The sequence below is a fragment of the Pseudarthrobacter sp. NPDC092202 genome, from assembly GCF_044755505.1.
Classification (GTDB): Bacteria; Actinomycetota; Actinomycetes; order Actinomycetales; family Micrococcaceae; genus Arthrobacter.
In genome coordinates this window covers 253,807-274,109 of sequence record NZ_JBIVRG010000002.1, presented here as the reverse complement: position 1 = coordinate 274,109, position 20,303 = coordinate 253,807, and the positions used below count along the sequence as shown (strand labels likewise).

The following is a 20,303-nucleotide window of genomic DNA, read 5'->3' as shown; positions in this document are numbered from 1 at the left end:
AAAAAGGAGATGTATGGATAACGCAGGAGGAGCCGCACTGGCCATAGTGCTGGTGGTCCTGATCATGTTTGTGATAATCGTTCTGGTCCGTGCGGTCAGGATCATCCCGCAGGCCCGCGCAGGCGTTGTTGAGCGGCTGGGCAAGTATCAACGGACGCTGAACCCCGGACTGACTATCCTGATACCTTTCGTTGACCGGCTTTTGCCTCTGCTGGATCTTCGTGAACAGGTGGTTTCGTTCCCGCCCCAACCGGTCATTACCGAGGACAACCTGGTGGTCTCCATCGACACGGTCGTCTATTTCCAGGTGACTGATCCGCGCGCGGCAACGTACGAAATCGCCAATTACATCCAGGCCGTGGAGCAACTGACCACCACCACGCTGCGCAACGTGGTGGGCGGACTGAACCTGGAGGAGGCACTGACCTCCCGCGACCAGATCAACGGCCAGCTTCGCGGTGTCCTGGACGAAGCTACCGGCCGGTGGGGAATCCGGGTTTCCCGGGTGGAACTCAAAGCCATCGATCCGCCCCACTCCATCCAGGATTCAATGGAGAAGCAGATGCGCGCCGAGCGCGACCGGCGCGCGGCCATCCTGACTGCCGAAGGAACCAAGCAGTCGGCCATTTTGACCGCTGAGGGCCAGCGCCAGGCCTCGATCCTTGCGGCTGAAGGTGACGCCAAAGCCGCCATCCTCCGTGCCGACGGCGAAGCGCAGGCCATCCAGAAAGTCTTTGACGCCATCCACAAGGGCAACCCGGACCAGAAGCTGCTGGCCTACCAGTACCTGCAGACGCTGCCCAAGCTGGCGGAGGGCTCCTCCAACAAGCTGTGGATCATCCCCAGTGAGGTGGGCGAAGCGCTGAAGGGAATCGGCAGCGCCCTGGGCGGGACCGCTCCGGAATCCGCCGGCGGGCTGTTTGATGAAGTCGGCGCGAAACCGTCCGAACCCTAAGCACAGGGACAGCACCCGGGATTCATCATCCTGACCGGCTGTGAGGGAGGGATCCGCTTCGGCGGGTCCCTCCTTTTGGCTGTTCCGGCGGGCTAACGGTATAATTGTGTATTTGTCCGGCCGGAGCAGATCCGCTGGAACAACAGAGCTTCGCGATGCGTTGAATCATAAGATGCAGCACAGAGCACACAGTAGTCCGGCGGCGCTTTGCCGCCACCGGCTAGCGCGGTGTTGTACACCGCGAACCGACCAGAGGGAGAAATCATGAGCGATCGCAGCCTGCGGGGCATGCGCCTTGGTGCACAGAGCATGGAGACCGAGTCCGGAGTAGAGCCGGCTCCGCGCCAGCGTGTCGAGTACCGGTGCGAGGACGGCGAGCAGGTCTTCGTCACCTTCTCCTCAGAGGCAGAGATCCCGCCTGTCTGGGTTTCCAAGACCGGCAAGGAAGCGCTCCTGGTTGATGGCGAACGGCCGGACACCAGCAACGACAAAGCTGTCCGTACGCACTGGGACATGCTCCTGGAACGCCGCTCACTCCCCGAGCTTGAGCAGATCCTCGAAGACCGGCTGACCATCCTGCGCGAACGCCGCGGAGAGCGCCGCTCCGCGTAAAGGTTCCGGCCTGTCGCCCTGACAGCAAAAGGGAGCCGCCCCTGCACCTCCGTGCAGGGGCGGCTCCCTTTTTGCTGTTTCAGCGGTCCGCCCTGGCGGCGGTGCGTACAGCCTTAGGGCTGGCCGGCTGCCTTCTTGCGGGTCAGCGTGTTCCAGCGGGCCTGCAGACCCCACTTGGTGACGTTGATCATGGCTTCCACCACGATGTTGCCGCTCATCTTTGAGGCGCCAAGTTCACGCTCCACAAAGGTGATGGGGCGTTCCTCGATGCGGAGCCCCATCCGGGCCACGCGGAAGGCGAGGTCCACCTGGAAGCCGTAGCCGACCGAATCAACCTGGTCCAGGTTGAGCTTTTCCAGCGTTGTCCTGCGGAACGCGCGGTACCCGCCGGTGACGTCCTTGATGTTCAGCCCGAGCATCAGGCGGGCGTAGGTGCTGCCCACCCGGGAAATGGCCTGGCGGTACAGCGGCCAGTTCACAACCTTGCCGCCGGGAACCCAGCGGGACCCCATGGCAAGGTCAGCGCCCTGCTCAACGGCTTCCAGGAGCTGGGGCAGCTGCTCCGGCTGGTGGGAACCGTCCGCGTCCATTTCCACGAGGACGTCGTAACCGGCATCAAGGCCCCACCTGAACCCTGCAATGTAGGCGGCTCCGAGGCCTTCCTTGCCCTTCCGGTGCAGGACATGGACCTGGGAATCCTCGGCCGCGAAGCCGTCCGCGAGCTGCCCGGTACCGTCAGGGCTGTTGTCATCCACCACCAGCACATCCGACGCCGGAACTGCCGTGCGAAGCCGCTGAAGGGTCTTGGGCAGCGATTCCAGTTCGTTGTAGGTGGGAATGATGGTGAGGACGCGCACAAGGGGCCTTTCCTGGGGGAAATGGTCAGTGCGCCCGGCTGCGAACGGATCGGCGGAGGGCGCAACTATCAATTATAGGTCGGCAGCGGTCCGGTCAGGACCGCAGCGCCGGACTTGCGTAAAGTTCGACGCCGTTGCGGACCGTCTGCAGGCACACGGGGTCGGTGCCCGTGTCCAGGGCAGGCAGCAGCGGCGTGCGCGCCCGCGGGTCGGTGCTCCAGGACTGGACCCGCCCGTCGGCAACCTGGACCATCAGTTCCTCCACTTCCCATACAGCGAAGCTTGCCGGAGCTCCTGGTACCAGCTGGCCGGCCATGGGGTCGGCGTACCTTGCGGCCCGCCAGCCCGCCCGGGTGTGGCCCAGGAAAGCGGCGCGCGCGGAAATCCGTTCACTTTCGTTATAGTGCTCCAGACACGCCCTGACGCTGGACCACGGGCGCAGCGGCGTCACGGGGCTGTCACTGCCGAAACATACGGGCACGCCGGCTGCGTAGAGCGAAGCAAACGGGTTCATGGACTGGCTCCGCTCCCCCAGGCGCCGCCCATAAAGACCTCCCGGGTTTCCCCAGGCAGCGTCAAACGCCGGCTGGGCGCTCACCGTCACGGCATACCGGGACAGCACCTCGATGGCTGCTGGATCAACCATTTCCACGTGTTCAAAACGGTGTCCGGCTGCACGCACCCGCTGCTCCCCCACTTCCCTGGCGGCCAGTTCCAGTGCCGCCAGCGCGGTGTCCAGGCCGGCGTCGCCAATGACGTGGAAACCGCCCTGCACTCCCACAAGCGAACAGGCGGCGAGATGTGCCGCGGCTTCTTCCACGCTCAGGTAGAGGCTGCCCTGCTCGTCAGGGGCATCGCTGTACCCGGTCCGCAGGGCAGCGGTCCGGGAACCAACGGAGCCGTCGATGTTCAGGTCGCCTGCGAGCCCACGCACGGCAAAGCCGAACTGGTCCAGGAGGCTGCGGGCATGCTCTTCCGAGGACGCCAGTTCCCCCCAGTAGGGCAGGACTTCAGGAACCCCTGCGCTTCCATCCGCCCCGCTGTTCCAGGCTCCTGCAAGCCGCAGGTCCTCCGCACCGCCGATGTGCGGTGCCCCCATTTCCGCCACCGCGACGTAACCGTTGGCTGCCGCTTCGGACAGTGCCCTGGCCTGGTGCCGCTTCAATGCTTCTTGCGGGAGGCGCCGGGTTGCCTGCCGGGCGGCCGTGTGCGCGGCGCGGCGGACCCTGGCGCCGCCGTCGAACCCGTCCAGCTGCCGGACACCGGCAGCATGGGCCAGTGGTCCAGAGATCAGCGCGGAGTGCACGTCCACCCGGGACAGGTACACCGCACGTCCCGCTGCCGCACGCTCGAGCTCATCTTCGGTGGGGAGGCTGCTGTCCTGCCAGGTGGTCTCGTCCCAGCCGTGACCCAGGACCGGGCCGTCACCGGGAACCGCGGCCACGGCGTCAAGCAGCTCCCTGGCTGAACGGACTCCGCCCAGCTGAAGGGAGTCCAGCGCAATCCCCGTCTCCGTCAGGTGGATGTGGGAGTCCATGAAGCCTGGCGCAACGAGGGCTCCGCGGAGATCGATGATTTCCATGGAGCTGTCCGCGATGGCGGTGGCAGCCTGTTCGGATCCCACCCACGCCACTGTGCCCCCATCCACCACCATTGCCGTGGCAAAGGGGTCGGCGGCCGTGTACACGGAGCCGTTCCGGTAGAGGACCGTTTTTGCCCGCGGGGCGGGCAGCTGTTCAGGCTGGGACATACGGAAAGTGCTCCTGGCGTTGGGGCGTGCCGGCGGTCAGCCGGCACGGCTGATCAGAGGACGGAGGAATAGGCCACGACACCGCGGCGGATCAGCGAGATGGCTTCGACACAGAGCCTTGCCAGGCGCGGATCCAGGCCGGGGATTTTGGCGAGCTGGTCCAGCAGGTCCACAACCTGCTTGACCCAGCGGACGAAGTCGCCCGCGGCCAGGTCCGTACCGCTGAGGACGTCCTGCAGGTGGCGGCCCTTGGCCCACTTGTACACAGGCCAGACAAGCCCGAGTTCAGGTTCGCCGGTCAGGGGAAGCTTCTTGTCCTCTTCCACATCCTCAAGGGCGGACCATTCACGGACGACGATATCCACCGACGTCTCAAGGGAGATGCTGGGCATCCGCGGCCTCAGCCCCCTGTCCTCTCGTTTCGCCTGGTACACCAGCACGCTCGCGAGGGCCGCGATCTCGGCGGCGTCCAGGTCATCGAACGCTCCCAGTCGCAGGGACTGGGAGATGAGCAGGTCCTTTTCCCCGTAGATCCGCCGGAGCCGCTGGCCGTCGGGGCTGATGGAGAGCCGCCCGTCCGCTGCCTGTTCAAGGTACCCGTAGGTGGAAAGGACGTCACAGACGCGGTCGAAGGTCTTGGCGATGGTGTTGGTCCTGCCCTGGATCTGCCGGACCAGCCCGTCGGTTTCGCGGCGCAGCTTCCACCAGCGTTCGGACCAGCGGGCATGGTCTTCGCGTTCGCTGCAGCCATGGCACGGGTGGGCCCGCAGGGCGCGGCGGAGCTCGGCGATGCGCTTTTCCTGGTTCGGCAGGGCGGTTGCGAGGCCAAAGTCGTTGTTGCGGTTGTTGCCCGGGGCAGGCGGCCGGTTTTCGCGCAGCGCATTCCGTGCCGAGGACGCCAGGTCCCGGCGGGACTTGGGAACTTTGGCGTTGAAGGACTTGGGAATGCGGATCCGCGTCAGCGGAGAAATGGGTCCCTCCAGGTCGTCGGTCCCGATCCTGCGCAGCTGGTTGTCCAGCGTCAGGACGGCGGGCCGGGGTTCCCGGCTGGTGTGGTCCGAGCTCAGCACGATTGCCGGGCCGGGTGCCCTGCCGCCGGGAACATCCACAACGTCCCCCGGCAGCAGGCGCGCCAGGGAATCGTCATTCAGTGATTTCCGGACGCGCGACTTGGTACGGGAGCCGGCGTTTTCGGCGTCGGACAGTTCCCTGCGCAGCCGCGCGTACTCCGTGAAGTCACCCAGATGGCAAGTCATTGACTTGGCGTACCCGGCCAGCGACTCCTCCCGGCTGCGCACCTGCCTGGCCAGGCCCACAACGGAACGGTCAGCCTGGAACTGGGCAAAGGAGGACTCAAGGATTTCGCGGGCCCTTGCCCGGCCGAACTGCGCCAGCAGGTTGATGCTCATGTTATAGGTGGGCCGGAAACTAGAGTTCAGGGGGTAGGTGCGCCGGGACGCAAGGCCGGCGACCGCCGTCGGATCCGTTCCGGGCTGCCACAGCACCACCGCGTGGCCCTCCACGTCGATGCCGCGGCGGCCGGCACGGCCGGTCAGCTGGGTGTACTCGCCGGCGGTGATGTCCACGTGGGCTTCGCCGTTGAACTTGTCCAGCTTTTCCAGCACCACGGAGCGGGCTGGCATATTGACGCCCAGTGCCAGTGTTTCCGTCGCGAAAACCGCCTTGACCAGGCCGTCGGCGAAAAGTTTCTCCACCACTTCCTTGAACGTGGGGAGCATGCCGGCGTGGTGCGCCGCAAAGCCCCGGATCAGGCCGTCACGCCAGGTCCAGAAGCCCAGGACGTCCAGGTCATCCGGGGGAATGTCCTGCCCGGCCTCGTCAACGCGCTGGGTAATGATGCGCTGTTCCTTCTCGGTGGTGAGCCACAGTCCGGACCCCACGCACTGCGCCACCGCAGCGTCACAACCAGCCCTGGAAAAGATGAAGGTGATGGCAGGCAACAGGTCCATGCGGTCAAGGCTTGCGATGACCTGTGGCCGGCTGGCCGGACGGACACCGCGTTCGTCGCCGCCCCTGCCCGGCCGGTCGTTGCCGCGCCTTCCGCGCTGTCCGCGGCCGCCCGGTCCGCCCTGGCGGCTGCGGAAGCTCTGCTGGATTTCGCTCCGTGCCACCTTGAGGAGGTCCGGATTGACGTCGAAGCCACGCCCCTTGGTACTGTCCGCGGACGGGACCGGCTGCGTTCCGTCCCCGTCCACCGGCGGGGCGATTTCATCGAAAGTGGTTTCCCCGGCGAACAGATCCATGACCTGGCGCCCCACCATCACGTGCTGCCAGAGGGGTACGGGACGGTGCTCGGAGACGATGATGTCGGTGTCGCCGCGGACGGTGTCCAGCCAGGCGCCGAACTCCTCGGCGTTGGAGACGGTGGCGCTGAGCGACACCACCTGCACTTCGCTCGGCAGGTGGATGATGACTTCCTCCCAGACGGCACCGCGGAACCGGTCGGCGAGGTAGTGGACCTCGTCCATCACCACATAGCCCAGGTCATCGAGGGTTGCGGAGTCCGCGTACAGCATGTTCCGAAGGACTTCCGTGGTCATCACGACGACGGGCGCGTCGCCGTTGATGCTTGTGTCGCCAGTGAGGAGGCCAACGTTCCGGGCGCCGTACTTTTCGGAAAGCTCGGTAAATTTCTGGTTGCTGAGGGCCTTGATGGGCGTGGTGTAGAACGCCTTGAGGCCTCGCTCCAGCGCCAGGTAGATGGCGAATTCACCGACGATGGTCTTCCCGGCTCCGGTGGGCGCCGCCACCAGCACTCCCCTGCCTTCCTGCAGGGACTGGCACGACTGCCGCTGGAAGTCGTCGAGCTCGAAGTCGAGCGTGCGGATGAAGGCTCCGAGGTATGTCGCTGCCTCGGCCCTGCGTTTGGCGCTGGCCTGGTACCGCTCGGCGGGTGAAAGCTCTTCGAAGTCAGGAGCTCCGGGAGTGAACGGTCCAGAGGAAGAAGGCCCGGTGTTGGAGGACATACCCCAAGCCTAACGGGCGCCTAGAGGTTCTTCAGCTCACTGCCCGGGGTGGCGATGTCTGCTGTTGCCTCTGTTTCGGCTGCCCGCTTGGCTTCACGGCGCGCCCGGCGCTTGTCGTTCATCAGGCAAACACCGATTGCGGCAAAGAACAGCACCAGAAGCGGCCCCGCGAGCATGAACATCGAAATGGCGTCCGCGCCGGGAGCGGCAATGGCGGCAAGGACGAACACCAGGAAGACGGTGATGCGCCATGCCTTGAGGATGGTCTGCCCGGAAATGACTCCGGCCATGTTGATGCCCACCAGCACCACCGGCACCAGGAAGGCGATACCCAGCACCAGGACCATCCGGGTGACGAACTCTATATAGGTTCGAGCGTCAATGACGCTGGACGAACCGTCCGGGGTGAACTGCGTGAGCGCCCGGACCACCTGAGGGACCACCAGCCAGCCCGCCCAGATGCCGGCAAGGAACAGCGGCACAGCGGCAGCCATGTATCCCAGCGTGTACCGGCGCTCCTTGGAGGTCAGCCCCGGTGTGATGAAAGCCCACAGCTGGTAGATCCAGATCGGGCTGGAAATCACCACGCCAATCAGCAGCGACATCTGCAGCTTGAAGTCGAAGGGAGAGGCGATGGTCCCAAAGTTGATTGCCGAAAGCCCGCCCGTCTGCTGGGAGATGCGGTTGACCGGATCGGCCAGGGCTTTCAGCAGCGGATCGTAAAGTATCCATCCTCCGATGCCGCCAATGACGACGCCGATGGCCGACTTGATCAGCCGGTTCTTCAGCTCCTTGAGGTGGTCCCAAAGAGCCATCCGCCCCTCGGGGTTGGCTTTACGGGCCCGCGACAGTGCCACTGGGGGTCAGGCGCGGTTCGACGGCGGAACGTCAGTGCCGTCGGTCGGCTCGCCGGGCTTCGCCTTGGGGTGGTTAACGATGGTTCCTTCCACCGGGCCTGAGGCGTCGGTGGTGGTGTCGGGCTTGCCGTCGTTCTTCATTTCCTTGACCTCGGACTTGATGATCCGCATGGACTGTCCAAGGCTGCGTGCCATGGCCGGAAGTTTCGGAGCGGCAAACAGAAGCAAGGCAACAACGATGATAATTACGATGGGCCAGGGGCCATCAAAGAGTCTTCCCACGGGAAATCCTTTCGTCTAAGTACATTTTACTTCTAAGTAAAGTCCAGATCGCCGAGTGCCTGCGGCTGGCCCCGGTCTTTCTTGCGCTGCACGCGCCGCAGGCGGCGCATTTCCCGTCGGGACGACTTGGATGCCTCGTAATCATGTCGCATGAGCGTGGGCGAGGCAAAAACCGCCGCACCTTGCGGGGGCGCCGCAGGGTCTGAATCATCCGGTGCATCCATGGGGCCCAGGTGCCCCAGCTTCTCACCGGCTGCCCCCAGATCCTTGACGGTCGCCATGAACTGGCGGAAGAGGCGGATGCCCAACAGGACATAGAAGAGCAGTGAGAGCGCAACGAGCGCCACCCATATCAGGATCCAAGACCACCAAGGCATGCTGAGAAGTCTAGCCGCCGTACCTGGCCAGGGCTGCCGCCAACCAGCTGCGGGATGCCTCCGCCAGCTCGACCGGTGCCAGGATCCTGGCAAAACCGCCGTGCTGGGCCACGAACATCGGCAGCCATTCCGTAGTGCCGAACCGGATCTCGGCCACCAGCCCGCCGTCAGGAAGTTCTGCGGTGCGTTCCGCATAGTAGTCGTCGGCCAATCCCCTCCCCTGCCGGGTGAGCTGGACGGTGACGATGGTGTCGTCGTCGTTCGCGGTGAAAAGCCTGGCGGGCACACCTTCCGCCGGCGTGAAGTCCGCCGAGATGGGGGCACCGTTCGGATGGACGTCCTGGACGCGGTCCAGGCGGAAATTGCGGAACCCGCGCACCAGGTGGCAATACGCCTCGAAGTACCAGGTGTTGTCCAGCGAAAAGAGGCGGAACGGATCCACGTCGCGCTCCGTAATGGTGTCCCGCTGGGGCGAAAGGTACCGCAGGCGAAGCTGGGACCGGGATTCGATGGCCTGCCGGACGGTAGCGTGCGTGGCCGCGTCAGCCGGGGCCACTTCCGGGCCGGCCAGGGAAGCTGCCCGGAGGCCTTCCTCACCAGCGGCCGCCAGCAGCTTCATGGTCACCGATTCCAGTGCTCCGCCTTCAGCAACTTCCGGCAGCCCGTTCAGCGTCTCCAGCCCGGCCAGGAGGGCGCAGGCTTCCTCCACAGTGAAGCGGACCGGTTTCGTCAGATCCAGGTCCTGGGTGATGTAAACGTGGTCGTCGTCCCATTGGATGTCCAGGAGATCGTCCGGGTATCCCTCCGGCAGGCCGGAGCAGATCAGGATCTGCAGATCGTCCTCCAGCTCTTTCCTTGTGATCCCGAACCGGTCCGCAACGTCCTGGATGTGAAGGCCCTGGTTGTGCACCAGGAAGGGCACAAGCTGCAGCATCCGTTTGAGCTGGTCCTCGGACGTACGCTTGCGGACTGCGGCGGCGCGGGCAGCGCCGAGGGAGTAAGCGGGCTCAGGTTCGGAGCTGAACGCCGCAGCGGCGCGCAGCCTGCGGAGGACGGCAGAGACCAGTTCACGAGGTTCCACCGCCAGGGCATCCGGTCCATAGGAAGCGAGTTCCTCGGCAAGCGCCTCGGCGTCCCGGTACTGCACGGACAATCGCTCGTAGCCTGCCTCCGGCCGGCCGGCCATACTGCCCTCCCCGGAACTCCGCCGGCGCAGAGCCAGGAGGCGCCCTTCGCGGACGTCCACGACGGCGGTGCGGAGCGGCAGTTCGGGGAGGCGGTCCAATTCCCGGCGGATGTTGAAACCGGCCGGCGGCGTGTACAGCTCCTTGTCCAGGGTTGTGACGGCACTGGTGATGCGGGAAAGACGGAAGTGCCGCGGTGCTTCCCGGACACGGTCGTGGCCCACCAGGTACCACTGGCCAAACCGGCTCCCCAGGCCCCAAGGCTCCACTGTCCGCTCTTCCTCATTGCCTGTGCTGCCGGCAAGGTACGTGAAGGTGACGGGGTGCCGGGAGTGCATGGCAGCAACAAGGTCATCGAAAGCCTGCCCTGCCGGCTTGATGCGTGGCTGGACGCCGGCGGGCAGGGCAGCGGCGGGCAGGGCGGCGTCCCCCAGATGTGCTGACGCCTGCAGCTTCCGGAGGGCGCTCTGGGCTGCGTTGCCAAGGGCAGCCCGCTCCCACAGCTGCGAGGCCAGGAGGAGGACAGTCCACTCGTCCGGCCCCAACTGGACATCCGGAAGGCGGTTGGATTCCTTGCCGATGCGGTAGCGGGTGGTGGCGGGGTCGTCCTCGCTCCACCCCATGTCCGTCAGGGTTTCCACCTCAAACCCGAACTGGCGCAGGTCGTTCTTGTCCCGCTCGAACATCCGCCCAAAGGCGACGTCATTGCCGGAAGAATCGTGGTAGACCTTCTCGCGCAGCTCACTGCGGCGCAACCCATAGCGGGTGTTCAGGAGTGCGATCAGCAGGTTGAGGAGGCGTTCAGTACGGGATACGGGCACTCTGGTTACGTTACTAAAGTCCGCGGCGGAACGCAGAAAGCGCGGCAGCACCAGGACTTTGCGTCCTGATGCTGCCGCGCCCTGGCGTACCGGAGGCCGGCAATTCCGGTCTAGCGGACGCCCACCAGGTCCACCACGAAGATAAGGGCTTCGTTCGGAGCGATGGCTCCACCGGCGCCGCGGGAGCCGTAGGCCAGCTCCGAGGGGATCTCCAGGCGGCGGCGGCCGCCCACCTTCATGCCCAGCAGGCCCTGGTCCCAGCCTTGGATGACCTGGCCCACGCCCACGCGGAAGTCCAGCGGAGCTCCGCGGCCCCAGGATGCGTCGAACTCCTCGCCGGTGGACCAGGCTACGCCGACGTAGTGGGTGGAAACAGTGTCGCCGGCCTTGGCTTCACGTCCGTCACCCTCAATGAGGTCGGTGATGACCAGCTCGGTGGGGACGTCGCCCTCCGGGAAGTCGATCTCGGGCTTCTGGCGGTCGAATTCACGCTGACCAAATGACATGGTTGCTCCTTAGATCTCAGTGCTGCTTTTCTTGGTGCTGCTGGTTCCCGCAGCCGCGGGCCAGCTGCGGCGTTGCCGTAACCTGTGCTGCTTTGACTGTAAGTGTTGCTACTTCGCCCCGAGGATGTCCACTACGAACACCAGGTCTCCCTTGGCCTCGCCCTGTCCTTCATCGCCGTAGGCAAGATCCTTCGGGATGACCAGCAGGACGCGGGAGCCCACTGTCTTTCCGGCAAGGCCCTGGGTCCAGCCCTTGATGACGCCGGTGAGCGGGAAGCTCGCAGGCTCGCCGCGGTCAAAGCTCGAGTCGAACTTGGTGCCGCCCGCAAGGGTGACGCCCACGTAGTTCACGGTGAGGGTATCAGTTTCCTTCACCGTGGCGCCGTTGCCCTTGATGAGGTCCTGCGAAACGAGGGCCGTGGGAGCAGCCACACCCTCGACGTTGATCTCGGGGACGCCGTCCTTTTCGGACACGGTAGGCAGTCCTGCCGGCGGGGTGACGGTCTCGCCCTCAGGCTTTTCCAGTACGGGCGCCACGTCCTCGGCGGACAGGACCTTGATGATCAACAACTGGGTGGGCTCCGCCGCCGCGGACGGGGTGGGGCTGGCTCCGTCAGAGGGGCTCGGGGCCGGTGCACTCTGTTGCCCAGGGACGGCCAGGGCCAGGCTGGAACCTACCTTGGCGCCAACAAAGGCGTTGTAGATAACCTCGCTGCTGGTCTTCAGTTCGTCGTTGAGCTCAAGGGGCTCGGGCTCGCCGGGAAAGGTGTCCTCAAGGGTACTGCCGTCAGTGCCGTTGAGCGCCAGAATGGAAATGTTGGCGACCTGGTTTGCCTGCACCACCTCACCGCTGCCCTCGGTGATGACCTTGATGGTTGGCTCTGCCACTTCCAGCGGCTTGGCGAATTCCACGCCGGGGGCTTTTTTGTCCCCGTTATCGGTCAGTTTGAGGGAGTCGAACTTGGCAGTCTCGCCGGCGGAAACGCTGGTGGGTTCCGGCTCTGCGGTTGAGCCGCCGCAGGCGGTCAGCATCAGCAGACCGGGAAGAAGGATTGCTAGTAGTCGGCGCACGTAAGAAAACTTTCGTCGGGGCAGGGTGGAGGCGATGGTCCGCATCGCAGCGGGCGGCATCGCTGGGTCCCTCTAAAGGGCCTTATCCAGAATAGCCCCTGAAGCTGGGTGTCAGCCCATAGAGTCGAGGAGGGCGTCCACGCGCTCGTCGACGCTGCGGAAGGGGTCCTTGCACAGGATCGTCTGGTGAGCCCTGTCGTTCAGCTTCAGGTGGACCCAGTCAACGGTATAGTCCCGTCCCAGCTCCTGGGCACGGCGCACGAAGTCTCCCCGGAGCTTGGCCCGTGTGGTCTGCGGCGGGACATCCACGGCGTCCTTGATGACGGTGTCGTCCACAATCCGTCGCACCGCACCGCGCGACTGAAGCAGGTAGTAGAGGCCGCGGCTTCGGGAGATGTCATGGTAGGTAAGGTCCAGCTGGGCTATCCGCGGGGCGTCCATGCCCAGGCCGTGGCGTTCACGGTACTTGTCCATGAGCTTCTTCTTGATGGCCCAGTCGATTTCGGTGTCGATCCCGCGGAAGTCACCGCTTTCAATGGCCTTCAACGTCCGCTCCCACAGGTCCAGGATGAGCGGGACGTGGGGGTTGTGCGGGCCGTGCTCCTTGACGAATGCCGTCACTTTAGTCAGGTATTCCTGCTGGATTTCGAGAGCGGTGAGCTGGCGTCCGTTTGCCAGCCGGACCAGTGCCCGGCCGCTGAGGTCATGTGAGATTTCGCGGATGCTGCGGATAGGGTTTTCCATCCGCATGTCCCGCATGATCACTCCGGCCTCGATCATGCGCAGGACGAGGTCCACGGTGCCGATCTTCATGAGGGCCGTGGCTTCGGACATGTTCGAGTCCCCCACGATGACATGGAGGCGGCGGTAGAACTCGGCATCGGCATGCGGCTCGTCCCGCGTGTTGATGATGGGACGGGACCTGGTGGTGGCGGAGGAAACGCCCTCCCAGATGTGGTCCGCCCGCTGGGAGAATGCGTATGTTGCGCCGTGGGGTGTTTTGAGGATCTTTCCGGCGCCGGCGATCAGCTGGCGGGTAACCAGGAACGGGATCAGGATCTCGGCGAGCCGGGAGAACTCGCCGCGGCGCGGAATGAGGTAGTTCTCGTGGCTGCCGTAGGAGTTCCCCGCGGAGTCGGTGTTGTTTTTGAAGAGGTACACCGTGCCGTTGAAACCTTCGGCTGCGAGCCGGGCCTGCGCTTCATCCACGAGGTCGTCCAGGATCAGCTCTCCGGCCCTGTCGTGGGCAATAAGCTGCGCCAGGTCGTCGCATTCGGCCGTGGCATATTCCGGGTGGGATCCCACGTCGAGGTACAGCCTGGAGCCGTTGGTCAGGAACACATTGGACGATCGCCCCCAGCTGACCACCTTGCGGAAAAGGTAGCGGGCCACTTCCTCAGGGGCAAGCGGCCTGGAATCCGGGCTCGAGTATGAGATCCCGAATTCGGTTTCGATGCCGAAGATTCTCTTGTCCATCTGTCCTGTCCTCCTAGGCCAGCAATGCAGTGATGTCCGCGTCGTTGAGCCGGCGGAAGGCGCGCCTGGACCCGCGGGTGGCTTCCGATGCCCGGTCCAGGACTGCTACTTCCAGCGCACCTGCCGGAAGTGCTTTTGCCTGTTCTGCCGGCTCTCCGGGCGGGACCAGGCCAGTCATTGCAAGGCGTACCGCATCAGCGAAATTCAGTGAGTTGCGCCAGCCTTCTCCGATGACGGAGGAGACTTTGTCCGCCTGGCCACCCATCACAACAAAGGAGTGTTCGTCGGCTATGGAGCCGTCAAAGGTCAGCCGGTAAAGGTGGTCCTCAGCCTGGGTGGCGCCGACCTCGGCAACTGCCAGCTCCACTTCGAACGGTTTTTGTTCAGCGGTGAACACGGCTCCAAGGCTTTGCGCGTAGACGCTTGCCAGTCCCCTGGCAGTGACGTCTTCCCGGTCGTAGGAGTAGCCGCGCACGTCGGCGTAGCGGACACCTGCCTGGCGGAGGCTTTCGAATTCGTTGTATTTGCCGACGGCGGCGAACGCGATTTTGTCGTAGATCTCGCCGATCTTATGCAGCGACGGAGAAGGGTTCTCGGCGACGAGTGCGATTCCGTCCTGGCAGCTGATGACGACGACGGACCTGCCCCGGGCGATGCCTTTACGGGCGAAATCGGCGCGGTCCTTCATCAGCTGTTCGGGTGAAACATAGAACTGCTGTGTCATCTCAGGCCTCCCGTCCGGCGATGGTCCGCGCCTCGATCACGTTCCGGGATGCTGCAGCCAGTTCGTTGTCCGGCACCCGGCGCGCGCCCGAACCGTCCACGGTGTAGATGACGGGCCACAGCTGCCGCACGGTGTCGGGTCCGCCGGTGGCCGAATCGTCGTCGGCTGCGTCGTAAAGCGATTCGACGGCGACGGCGACGGCTTCGGCCGCCGTGAGGTTGGGCCGCCAGAGCTTCTTCAGGGCACCGCGGGCAAAGACGGAACCGGATCCCACGGTGTGGTGTTCACGTTCCTCGTACCGGCCGCCGGTGACGTCGTAGGAGAAAAGCCTGCCCACGCCTGCGCTGGTGTCGAAGCCGGCAAAGAGGGGCACAACGGCGAGTCCCTGCATGGCGAGGGGAAGGTTGCCCCGGATCATGGCGCCCAGCCTGTTGGCCTTGCCTTCAAGGCTGAGGAGCGTGCCCTCGATTTTTTCGTAGTGCTCAAGTTCCACCTGGAACAACCTGGTCAGGTCGATGGCGATTCCGGCAGTGCCGGCGATCCCCAGGACGGAATAGCGGTCGGCGGGGAAGACTTTTTCGATGTGCCTGCTGGCAATGACGTTGCCCATGGTGGCGCGCCTGTCACCCGCCATCAGCACACCGCCGTCGTAGCTCATGGCGACAATGGTGGTGGCATGCGGAACCTGCAAGGGGGCAGCCGCCTGCGCGCCTGCCTGGAGGGACCGGTTATACGGAAGGAGTTCCGGCCGGTCCCGTTGCAGGTGTTCGGTAAATGATGAGGTGGCGTTGGCGGCTACCTGGTTGGCGGTTGATTCCTGCACTCATGCACTCCTTGAACGTGGTCCTTCAACGTCGGTACAGATTCGGGCCTTCCGCGGCTTCCGCCAGCCTCCGAATCCGGGTTACTGACCGCCCTTTTGGACGAACGCCCGGACGAACTCTTCAGCATTGGATTCGAGGACGCCGTCGATCTCGTCGAGAAGGTCGTCGACGCCTTCAGTGGAGGCGGATGCCTGTGCCTCCGGCGGCGCGGGCGGCGCCTCGGGAATGTCCTCGTCGACCTGGCTGTCGCGCGATTGCGGCTGCTGCTGCTCCTGGCCTGCCATTGTTACCCCTCCTTATATCCGTCGTCGGATCCGGCGGATCCTCCGATATGCCCATCCTGCCACGGTGTGGGCTTCCGGTGGCGGTTTACGCCGCAGGCGGAGCGTTATGTCCCAGAAGCTCTGCCAGGAACGGGCCCGCTTCCCGGTAGCGTTCGAATAACGCGCCGGTCAGGGCTCTGGTTCCCCGGAGGGGCTCCCTCGTGGGCACGCGCTGGAGCCGCCCGTATCCCGGGACATCGAAGATGACGGAGTCCCAGCTGGCGCCCACCACGTCCTTGCCGAAGCTGCTGATGCACCTGCCGCGGAAGAACGCCCGGGTGTCCGCCGGCGGTTCGGAAACTGCTCCCGCGATCGCCGCATCTTCAAGGATCCTCTGCATCCGGTCCCTGGCGAGCAACCGGTAGTAAAGGCCCTTTTCCGGCCTGATGTCTGCCCACTGAAGGTCGACGAGTCCCAGCCGGGCGTCGTTCCATTCCAGCCCGTCACGCTCCCGGTATCCGTTGAGCAGCGAGAGCTTGGCCAGCCATTCCACCGAGGAAGCGGCAGCGGCCCGGTCGTTGTCGAGCTGGGTGAGGACGGCGGCCCAGCGTTCCAGGACATCGTGCGTGTGCCCGTCGCCGTCCACTTTGTCTCCCACACCGGTGTCCTGGGCCAGCTTGGCAGCGGCCTCGTGGTACATCCACTGCAGGTCCAGGGCGGTGACCCGTCTGCCGTCGAGCAGCCGCAGTCTGGCGGTGAGCGTGGTGTCGTGGCTCACCGTCTGGAGCGCGGCGACCGGCTCATAGACTTCGACTTTTGGCGCCAGGCCGGCCTCGATCAGGCTGAGCACCATCGCCGTTGTTCCGAACTTCAGGTAGTTGGAAACCTGGCTGAGGTTGGCGTCCCCAATGATCACGTGGAGGCGCCGGTACTTGTCCGCGGTGGCGTGCGGCTCATCCCGCGTGTTGATGATTGGCCGGCGGATGGTCGTTTCCAGGCCTACTTCGGCCTCGAAGAAATCCGCGCGCTGGCTGATCTGGTATCCCGGGGTTGACGCGTCCTGGCCGATCCCCACCCGGCCAGACCCGCACATGATTTGGCGGCTGACGAAGAAGGGCGTCAGCCCGCGCACAATATCGCCGAAGGGCACGGACCGCGGCATGAGGTAGTTCTCATGGGAGCCGTAGGAAACGGATTTGTTGTCCGTGTTGTTCTTGTAGAGATTGACCGGCGGAAGGTCCGGATCTGCAGCCAGGCGGCGAACGGCGGCCAGCGCCACCAGGTCTCCGGCCGCATCCCATCTAACGGCATCCCGGGGATTGGTCACCTCGGGGCTGGAGTACTCGGGATGCGCGTGGTCCACGTAGAGCCGTGCACCGTTGCCCAGCACCATGTTCATCAGGAGTGTCCCGGACTCGTCCTGCCCGTCGAGCTCAAGCTCTTCGCGCCCGTAGGCAAGCGCCACCGCCTCCGCATCCAAAACCGGCGGCTGGTCCGTCAGCTGGCTCGGGTGGGCGGAACTGCGGTCCACAGTCCACCCGCGGGCGTCATGGAGCGGCTCCTCGTCCGTATAGTCCCAGCGGGTCTCGGCGCCGCCGGCGGCGCGCATGCGGGTTACCTGTGCATAGGCCTGGACCACCCTGGCGCTCATCATGGTGGCGTTCGCCGAGGGTGCGGACGGGGCGTGGATGCCGTATTCGGTTTCCGCGCCCATGACCCGCATGGCCCCGCCTGCCGGCAATGCTCCCCCGGCGGCGGGCTCCGGTGCAGCGGTCATAGATACTGGCCTGTTGTCGGCATCGTCTCGATGGATTTGCCGGGTTCCTGGCCGGCTTTGCCCTGGACAATGGTGCGGATGTACGTGATCCGTTCGCCCTTCTTGCCGGAGATCCGCGCCCAGTCATCCGGGTTCGTGGTGTTGGGCATGTCCTCGTGCTCGCGGAACTCGTCCACGACGGCGCGCAGCAGATGCTCGATCCGAAGCCCCTTTTGGTGGGTGGTCAGGAGGTCCTTGATGGCGTACTTCTTGGCCCGGTCCACCACGTTTTGCACCACAGCGCCGGAGTTGAAGTCCTTGAAGTAGAGCATCTCGGTGTCCCCGTTGGCGTAGGTGACCTCCAGGAACTCGTTGGACTTGTCCGTGGAGTACATGGCTTCCACCGTCCGCTGGACCATGGCGTCCACCGTGGCCTGCACGTCGCCGTCATGCTCTGCCAGGTCCGATTCGTGGAAGGGCAGGTCGGGGGTGATGTACTTGTTGAAGATATCGGCGGCGGCCTCGGCGTCGGGACGGTGGATCTTGACCTTCACGTCCAGCCGGCCCGGCCGGAGGATGGCCGGATCGATCATGTCCTCGCGGTTGGACGCGCCGATGACGATCACGTTGTCCAGCCGCTCCACGCCGTCGATCTCACTGAGCAGCTGCGGCACGATGGTTGTTTCGACGTCGGACGAAATACCGGTGCCACGAGTGCGGAACAGCGAATCCATCTCATCGAAAAACACCACCACCGGGCTGCCGTCCGAGGCCTTTTCACGCGCCCTGGAGAAGATCAGCCGGATGTGCCGTTCGGTTTCACCGACGTATTTGTCAAGGAGTTCGGGTCCCTTGATATTCAGGAAATAGCTTTTGAGGTCCACGTTGCCGGAACGCTCCGCTGCCCTTGCTGCCAACGAGTTGGCCACGGCCTTGGCAATGAGGGTCTTGCCGCAGCCTGGAGGACCGTACAGCAGGATGCCCTTGGGCGCCTTGAGCCCGTGCTCGCGGTAGAGATCGGGGTGGAGGAACGGCAGCTCGACGGCGTCGCGGATCTGCTCGATCTGGGGCCCCAGGCCACCAATGTCCTCATACGTGATGTCCGGGACTTCCTCCAGGACCAGGTTTTCCACCTCGGAGCGCGGCACCTTTTCGAGGGCGTATCCGGTCCTTGAGTCGATGGAAAGGGCATCGCCCACCCGGAGCTTCTCGGCGAGGAGCGCCCCGGAAAGCCGGACGACTCGTTCTTCATCGGCACGGCCCACCACGAGGGCGCGGTCCGCTCCCAGCATTTCCTTGAGCGTGGCCAGTTCACCGGCGCGCTCGTAGCCGAGCCCGGCAACAACGAGGAGCGCCTCGTTCAGCAGGACCTCCTGGCCAACCGCCAGCTGGTTGATGTTGACCAGGGGGCTGATGCCGACGCGCATTTTCCGGCCGGCGTTGAAGATGTCAACCGATTCCTCGGTTGCCGCCTGTCCGCTGCTGCCGGGGGCAGGCTGCCGCCTGGGATTGAGCTGGAGTATGGTGCCGAAGCTGTAGGGCGGCTGGCCTTCCTGGTCCAGGGCGTTCTTCAGCCGGAGGATTTCGGCCTTGGCGGTCTCAAGCATGCTGACCAGCTTGGTGTTGTTCTGCGTTGCCGCAGCCAACTGCCGGTCAATATGCCTCAGCTTGTCCCGGAGGATGTTGACCTGGCGGTCTGCAACCGAGAGGTCGTTGGCGGCAGACTGCTCTGCCGGTGTACGTCCGGAGTCCTGGTTTGGTGTCTCCATGATGTATCAGCCCCTTCCTGCGCTTCTATTAAGACATTAGCCCCAAGATGGCAGGTAGGGATGGAGACTCCCGAAATGTGGACTAGTTCGTGACCTCTGGGTCGTCCTTGACGTGGGTACCCGCGATGGCGTCCCGGGCTGCCCGGCGAAGCTTCTTGTCGGAGACCTGGCGCTCGCCCACCGCACCCGGCGTCCACGCGTTCACGTCCTCTTCGTTGAAGTCTGTCTTGGACGGGCGGCGCTTGACGGAGATGCCGGTGACGCCGTCGGCCAGGCGCCGGGTGACCAGCAGGAAGCCGGTATGTGCCACCATGCGGTGGTCCGGCCGGACGGCGAGCCCTTCCAGGTGCCAGCCACGCACCATGGATTCCCAGGCGTCGGGCTCGGTGAAGCGCCCGTCCGCGCGGATGGCTTCGGCAGTGCGGGAAAGCTGGGTGACGGTTGCGACGTAGTTGATCCAGACACCGCCGGGGGCGAGTACGGTGGCCACGGCATCGAGGCATTCCCAAGGGGCCAGCATGTCCAGCACCACCCGGTCAACGGAGCCGGGTGCCTCGCTGCGGACAACCTCTTCCTGGAAGTCGCCCAGCGATACCTGCCAGGCGGGGTGCGGGCCGCCGAAGATTGTCTCGACGTTGCCGCGGGCGATGTCAGCGAACTCTTCACGCCGTTCAAAAGAGTGCAAATATCCGTTGTCCCCCACGGCCCGGAGCAGCGAGATGGACAGCGCACCGGAACCAACGCCGGCTTCCACGACGCGGGCGCCGGGGAAAATATCCGCCATGGTAACAATCTGTCCGGCGTCCTTCGGGTAGACGACGGCGGCGCCGCGCGGCATGGACAGGACAAAGTCGGACAGCAGGGGGCGCAGGGTCTGGTACTGCTGCCCAACGTTGTTCACAACGACGGAACCGTCCACCTTGCCGATGATGTCGTCGTGGTTCAGGAAACCGCGGTGGGTATGGAATGCGCCGCCGCTTTCGAGGGTGATGGTGTTCATGCGGCCGCGTTCGTCCGTCAGTTGGACACGCTCCCCCTCGCGGAAGGGACCCCGGCGCCGGGCGGCCCCCACCGGCTGCGAGCCGCCGGCTGCAGCCCCGGCCGGGACCGCTGCTTCTGTGGCTTCGTTGACGGCGGTTTCGCTGCTCATGACTTTCCTCGCTCCTGTAAAACTGTGGCGCCTGCATGTCGTGTGGAAACAATCCGGCGTGTGCGGCGGCAAAGCACCGGCC

The 20,303-nt window shown here is 64.8% G+C and carries 18 protein-coding genes; 2 read left to right on the top strand and 16 right to left on the bottom strand.

Annotation, left to right across the window (positions count from 1 at the left end; translation table 11 throughout):
* The first annotated feature begins 13 nt into the window (after window positions 1-13).
* Together ACIQF4_RS04640 and ACIQF4_RS04635 are read left to right on the top strand one after the other, a co-directional pair.
* Window positions 14-955, top strand: a complete 942-nt coding sequence (locus ACIQF4_RS04640; protein ID WP_400516185.1) for an SPFH domain-containing protein — start codon at window positions 14-16, stop codon at window positions 953-955.
* A 264-nt stretch (window positions 956-1,219) separates the two neighbouring features.
* Window positions 1,220-1,567: an RNA polymerase-binding protein RbpA gene (locus ACIQF4_RS04635; RefSeq protein ID WP_013600997.1), complete on the top strand. Its 348-nt coding sequence runs from the start codon at window positions 1,220-1,222 to the stop codon at window positions 1,565-1,567.
* 113 nt (window positions 1,568-1,680) lie between these two features.
* Here ACIQF4_RS04635 and ACIQF4_RS04630 read toward each other — a convergent pair whose 3' ends face one another.
* The 16 genes from ACIQF4_RS04630 to ACIQF4_RS04555 form a co-directional block, all read right to left on the bottom strand.
* A complete protein-coding gene (locus tag ACIQF4_RS04630) occupies window positions 1,681-2,424 on the bottom strand; it encodes a polyprenol monophosphomannose synthase (protein WP_350003281.1) in 744 nt (247 codons plus the stop codon).
* A 94-nt stretch (window positions 2,425-2,518) separates the two neighbouring features.
* Window positions 2,519-4,174 carry an amidohydrolase gene (locus ACIQF4_RS04625; RefSeq protein WP_400516186.1) on the bottom strand — a complete coding sequence of 552 codons (1,656 nt, stop codon included), beginning with the start codon at window positions 4,172-4,174 and terminating at the stop codon, window positions 2,519-2,521.
* 53 nt (window positions 4,175-4,227) lie between these two features.
* Window positions 4,228-7,161, bottom strand: a complete 2,934-nt coding sequence (locus ACIQF4_RS04620) for a DEAD/DEAH box helicase (protein WP_400516187.1) — start codon at window positions 7,159-7,161, stop codon at window positions 4,228-4,230.
* Between the two features lie 20 nt (window positions 7,162-7,181).
* Window positions 7,182-7,976, bottom strand: a complete 795-nt coding sequence (gene tatC / locus ACIQF4_RS04615; protein WP_350003287.1) for a twin-arginine translocase subunit TatC — start codon at window positions 7,974-7,976, stop codon at window positions 7,182-7,184.
* Window positions 7,977-8,024: 48 nt separating this feature from the next.
* A complete protein-coding gene (tatA, locus tag ACIQF4_RS04610; RefSeq protein ID WP_350003289.1) occupies window positions 8,025-8,300 on the bottom strand; it encodes a Sec-independent protein translocase subunit TatA in 276 nt (91 codons plus the stop codon).
* A 32-nt stretch (window positions 8,301-8,332) separates the two neighbouring features.
* Entirely contained in the window at window positions 8,333-8,677 is a 345-nt protein-coding gene (locus ACIQF4_RS04605) for a hypothetical protein (protein WP_350003290.1), read from the bottom strand.
* 10 nt (window positions 8,678-8,687) lie between these two features.
* Window positions 8,688-10,682, bottom strand: coding sequence for a WYL domain-containing protein (locus ACIQF4_RS04600; protein ID WP_350003292.1), 1,995 nt, complete (start codon window positions 10,680-10,682; stop codon window positions 8,688-8,690).
* A 110-nt stretch (window positions 10,683-10,792) separates the two neighbouring features.
* On the bottom strand, window positions 10,793-11,188 hold the full coding sequence (locus ACIQF4_RS04595) for an FKBP-type peptidyl-prolyl cis-trans isomerase (RefSeq protein WP_066275847.1): 396 nt from the start codon (window positions 11,186-11,188) through the stop codon (window positions 10,793-10,795).
* A gap of 108 nt (window positions 11,189-11,296) precedes the next feature.
* The gene (locus ACIQF4_RS04590; protein ID WP_400516188.1) at window positions 11,297-12,259 is read right to left on the bottom strand and encodes an FKBP-type peptidyl-prolyl cis-trans isomerase; all 963 of its coding nucleotides are present in this window, start codon (window positions 12,257-12,259) and stop codon (window positions 11,297-11,299) included.
* 111 nt (window positions 12,260-12,370) lie between these two features.
* On the bottom strand, window positions 12,371-13,735 hold the full coding sequence (gene pafA / locus ACIQF4_RS04585; RefSeq protein ID WP_350003296.1) for a Pup--protein ligase: 1,365 nt from the start codon (window positions 13,733-13,735) through the stop codon (window positions 12,371-12,373).
* A 13-nt stretch (window positions 13,736-13,748) separates the two neighbouring features.
* Window positions 13,749-14,459, bottom strand: a complete 711-nt coding sequence (gene prcA, locus ACIQF4_RS04580; protein ID WP_350003298.1) for a proteasome subunit alpha — start codon at window positions 14,457-14,459, stop codon at window positions 13,749-13,751.
* 1 nt (window position 14,460) lies between these two features.
* Complete coding sequence (gene prcB / locus ACIQF4_RS04575; RefSeq protein ID WP_350003300.1) at window positions 14,461-15,282, bottom strand: proteasome subunit beta; 822 nt, start codon at window positions 15,280-15,282, stop codon at window positions 14,461-14,463.
* 81 nt (window positions 15,283-15,363) lie between these two features.
* The gene (locus ACIQF4_RS04570) at window positions 15,364-15,567 is read right to left on the bottom strand and encodes a ubiquitin-like protein Pup (protein WP_015937113.1); all 204 of its coding nucleotides are present in this window, start codon (window positions 15,565-15,567) and stop codon (window positions 15,364-15,366) included.
* Window positions 15,568-15,652: 85 nt separating this feature from the next.
* Window positions 15,653-17,323, bottom strand: coding sequence for a depupylase/deamidase Dop (gene dop / locus ACIQF4_RS04565; protein ID WP_350003302.1), 1,671 nt, complete (start codon window positions 17,321-17,323; stop codon window positions 15,653-15,655).
* Window positions 17,320-19,071 (bottom strand): proteasome ATPase, encoded by a 1,752-nt coding sequence (gene arc, locus ACIQF4_RS04560; protein WP_350003304.1) that lies wholly within the window; start codon window positions 19,069-19,071, stop codon window positions 17,320-17,322. The genes dop and arc overlap by 4 nt, the downstream gene beginning before the upstream one ends.
* Window positions 19,072-19,153: 82 nt before the next feature.
* Window positions 19,154-20,221 (bottom strand): tRNA (adenine-N1)-methyltransferase, encoded by a 1,068-nt coding sequence (locus ACIQF4_RS04555; protein ID WP_231454329.1) that lies wholly within the window; start codon window positions 20,219-20,221, stop codon window positions 19,154-19,156.
* Between the last annotated feature and the right edge of the window lie 82 nt (window positions 20,222-20,303).